The organism is Martelella sp. UBA3392 (genome assembly GCF_002358775.1).
In the GTDB taxonomy this organism is placed as follows: Bacteria; Pseudomonadota; Alphaproteobacteria; order Rhizobiales; family Rhizobiaceae; genus Martelella; species Martelella mediterranea.
Genome location: NZ_DEPM01000183.1, coordinates 1 through 4,071 on the forward strand (window position 1 = coordinate 1; position 4,071 = coordinate 4,071).

General features: G+C 61.2%; 4 protein-coding genes. 2 read left to right on the forward strand and 2 right to left on the reverse strand.

What is annotated here, in order from left to right:
* On the reverse strand, positions 1-701 hold a 701-nt coding region (locus B4E36_RS14200), incomplete at its 3' end, for a formyltetrahydrofolate deformylase (RefSeq protein ID WP_345900489.1).
* Between the two features lie 321 nt (positions 702-1,022).
* On the opposite strand from B4E36_RS14200, the gene B4E36_RS14205 reads away from it, so the two are divergent.
* The gene (locus tag B4E36_RS14205) at positions 1,023-2,120 is read left to right on the forward strand and encodes a glycoside hydrolase family 5 protein (RefSeq protein ID WP_292051806.1); all 1,098 of its coding nucleotides are present in this window, start codon (positions 1,023-1,025) and stop codon (positions 2,118-2,120) included.
* Positions 2,121-2,219: 99 nt separating this feature from the next.
* Here B4E36_RS14205 and epmA read toward each other — a convergent pair whose 3' ends face one another.
* Positions 2,220-3,290: an EF-P lysine aminoacylase EpmA gene (epmA, locus tag B4E36_RS14210; RefSeq protein ID WP_292051803.1), complete on the reverse strand. Its 1,071-nt coding sequence runs from the start codon at positions 3,288-3,290 to the stop codon at positions 2,220-2,222.
* 133 nt (positions 3,291-3,423) lie between these two features.
* Between epmA and efp the strand changes: the two genes are divergently transcribed.
* On the forward strand, positions 3,424-3,993 hold the full coding sequence (gene efp / locus B4E36_RS14215) for an elongation factor P (protein WP_292051801.1): 570 nt from the start codon (positions 3,424-3,426) through the stop codon (positions 3,991-3,993).
* Positions 3,994-4,071 lie beyond the last annotated feature (78 nt).

Genomic DNA, 4,071 nt, shown 5'->3' on the forward strand with positions numbered 1-4,071 from the left:
TCCTGCTCGATGATCGGCCCCTCGTCGAGATCCGGCGTCACGTAATGCGCCGTCGCGCCGATCAGCTTGACCCCGCGCTGATAGGCCTGCTTGTAGGGATTGGCGCCCTTGAAGGACGGCAGGAAGGAATGGTGGATATTGATCACCCTTCCCTCCATCTTCCGGCAAAGCGCATCGGACAGCACCTGCATGTAGCGCGCCAGCACGACAAGCTCGGTATCGGTCTGGTCGATCAGTTCCATCAGCCGCGCCTCGGCCGCCGCCTTGTTCTCCTTGTTCACCGGGATATGGAAGAACGGGATATCATGATTGACCACCAGCTTCTGGTAATCGAGGTGGTTCGAGACCACGCCGACGATATCGATCGGCAGCGCGCCGATGCGCCAGCGATAGAGCAGGTCGTTGAGGCAATGGCCGAAGCGCGACACCATGATCAGCGTCTTCATCTTGTAGGCGCCGTCATGGAACTTGTAGTCCATCGAAAACGGCGCGGCGACCGCTTCGAAACCGTTCCTCAGGCTCTCAAGAGCGGCACCGGTTTCGGATATGAAGCTGATGCGGATGAAAAACCGGCCGGTGTCCAGGTCGTCATATTGCGAACTGTCGATGATGTTGCAGCCCTCGGCGGCGAGATAGCCGGAAATCGCGGCAACGATGCCACGCGTGGAAGGGCAGGTCACCGTAAGCACATAATTATTCATAGCCGTCTCCCATTCCTTGAGCGCCAGCGTATCGCGGCGGCCGATCGGTCATAAAAGCTTGCGACAGCGCTTTCAACCGCTGCCGTGTCCAGCGCATCAGACTATGGGCTGGGCTGTCACGCTATTGCATCGGCGACGCATAAAGGTCGATTGCCGCCAAGCAAGCATGCCGAGGCCGGTCATAACTGGAAAAACGACAGCCGGGAAACCAAATAAGTCGTGTCGCCGTATCATTGACAAAGCTGTGCGCTATACTCCTGATAGTTCATCGCTGCTACCATAAAGGCGCCATCCGATGGAGCCATGTCCGGAGTTTTGTGAATGCCAAGTCTGAAAGGGTTTTTGCCGTGCCCCAGCGCCTCTGCCAGCCTCAGGAAGCTGTTTTTTACGGCGGCGGTTTCGCTGACCGCGCTTTCGGTCTCGGTTCAGGCCGGCATGGCCGCTGCTTGTGAGATGAGCCTGCGCGGCATCAATGTCGCCGGCGCCGAGTTTGGCAAGCCGGGCGATCCCTATGGCGAGGGCTATATTTATCCCACCAAGGAAACCATCGATTCGCTTGCCAGCGACAAGTTCAACGCCATCCGCCTGCCCTTCCTGTGGGAAAGGTTGCAACCGCAGCTAAACGGCATTCTGGATGACACGGAACTGTCGCGCATTCAGCAAACGGTGGACGACGCCCATGCAAACGACATGGTGGTGATCCTCGATCCCCATAATTACGCGCGCTATCGCGGCGAGGTGATCGGCAGCCCCAATGTGCCGGTCGCGGCCTTTGCCGATTTCTGGAAGCGCCTCGGCGCGGTGTTTGCCAATGACGAGGATGTGATCTTCGGCCTGATGAACGAGCCGCATGATATCGAGGCGGCGGACTGGCTGACGGCGGCCAACGCGGCGCTGAAATCGATCCGCGATATCGGCGCCGGCAATCTCGTGCTGGTGCCCGGCACCGCCTGGTCGGGCGCGCACAGCTGGAGCCAGAGTTTCTACGGCAACTCCAACGCCTCCGTCATGACCGGGGTGCAGGACCCGGTGGACAACTTCGCCTTCGAGGTGCACCAATATGCCGATGACGATTTTTCCGGCAAGAGCGACAATTGCAATCAGATCGACGGCGCCGTAAGCGCGATACAAAGTTTCACCAACTGGCTGAACGCCAATGATTATCAGGGTTTTCTCGGCGAATTCGGTACGTCCGACCAGCTCTCCTGCCTCAGAGGCCTGAAGCAGATGGTCGACATCATCGAGCAGAACCCCAAGGCCTGGATCGGCTGGGCCTACTGGGCGAGCGGCGAATGGTGGCCGAAGAATTCGCCGATGATCATCCAGCCGGATCTTCGCAATGGCGGCAAGGCGCAGCTCACCACGCTGCAGCCGGTCCTGAACGAACCGGACACGCGGCTTGCCTGCAACGCCCATTGAGGCCTGGAGCGCGTCCAGGAAAAGTGGATACCGGTTTTCCGTCCGGACGCGCGCAAAAAACAAAAAGATAGGGCATTTCCGGTGTTTACCGGAAATGCCCTATCTTCCGGCAACGGGCGCCCATAGCACGTCCTCGATGCGGCGGGCGCCGATGGCGAGCATCGCCAGCCTGTCGAAGCCGAGCGCGATGCCGCTTGCCGGCGGCATGATCGTGAGTGCGTCGAGAAAATCCTCGTCGATCGGATAGGTCTCGCCGTAGATGCGCTGCTTTTCCGCCATGTCGGCGACGAAGCGTCGGCGCTGTTCGTCGGCATCGGTCAACTCGCCGAAGCCATTGGCAAGCTCAACGCCGCAGACATAGAGCTCGAAACGTTCGCTGATCCGGGGATCGGTTTCGCTCTTGCGTGCAAGCGCGGCCTCGCAGGCAGGATAGGCGTCAAGCACCGTCGCCGCCCCGTGACCAAGTTCCGGCTCGACCTTTTCCACCAGCACGCGCGAGAACATGTCCGACCAGCTATCGTCCGGGCCATGGCGAAGCCCCGCCTTGAGCAACCGGGCGGCAAGGGCCTCGCGGTCCCCTTTCCCTTCATGGCTGATGGTCGCCAGAAGATCGATCCCGGCATAGCGCGCAAAGGCCTCGGCCACGCTCACTCGCTGGATGGCGGCGAACGGATCGCAGGTCCTGCCGCGCCACGAGAACTGCGTCGCCCTCGCCGCCTTTGCCGCCAGCGCCAGCAGTGCCTGGCAATCCTCAAACAACCGCTCATAGGGCGCATGGGCGCGATACCATTCCACCATGGTGAATTCGGGGTGGTGCAGCGGCCCGCGCTCGCGATTGCGATAGACGCGGGAGAAGCACACCAGCCGCTCCTCGCCCGCCGCCAGCAGTTTCTTGGCGGTGAATTCGGGCGATGTGTGGAGATACATCGGCTTTCCTGCGCCGTCATTGCCGATCATGGTGGCGGCAAAGGCGTGGAGATGGGTCTCGTTGCCGGGCGAGACCTGCAACGCCGGCACATCGGCCTCGATGAAATCCTCCGCGGCGAACCAGCCGCGCATCGCCGCCATCATCCGGTTGCGGGCAAGGAGCGCCGGCCGGCGGTCGGCATGGCGGCCGGGCCGCCACCAGGCTCCGTCGCCCGCATGTCTGCTGTCAGTCGGCTTGTTCATATGGGTTTCCAAGGCCTCACAGGCGGGTCCAAGCGTTTGGCACTGGCATTCGGGTGCAATTTGCGTTAGTCCCGCTCTCACAATTCACAAAGGATTGCGGCCAGAGGCCGCGCTTTGAAAGCAAGGAAGTTTCATGGTCAAGGTCATCGCCTCGTCGCTACGCAAGGGGAATGTCGTCGATGTCGACGGCAGGCTCTATGTCGTGCTCACCGCCCAGAATTTTCACCCCGGCAAGGGCACGCCCGTTACCCAGGTGGACATGCGCCGGATCGCCGACGGCGTCAAGGTTTCGGAGCGCTGGAAGACGACGGAACAGGTCGAGCGCGCCTTCGTCGAGGACAATGACCACACCTTCCTCTACGCCGATGGCGAAGGCTATCACTTCATGAACCCGGAGACCTACGACCAGCTCACCATGAGCGTGGACGATGTCGGCGATGCCGCAGCCTATCTCTCCGAAGGCATGACGGTGGTCTTGTCGATCCACGAAGGCATTGCGATCGCCCTCGAACTACCGCGCCAGGTGACGCTCGAAATCACCGAGACCGAGCCGGTGGTCAAGGGCCAGACGGCCTCGTCTTCCTACAAGCCGGCCATGCTTTCCAACGGCCTGCGCACCATGGTGCCACCCCATATTGACGCCGGCACCCGCGTCGTCATCCTCACCGAGGACGGCTCCTACGTGGAACGCGCCAAGGACTGAGCCGCATTTCTTTTGGACCTGTCAGCAAACAATCTCCCCCCTTGAGGGGGAGATGCCCCGACAGGGGCAGAGAGGGGT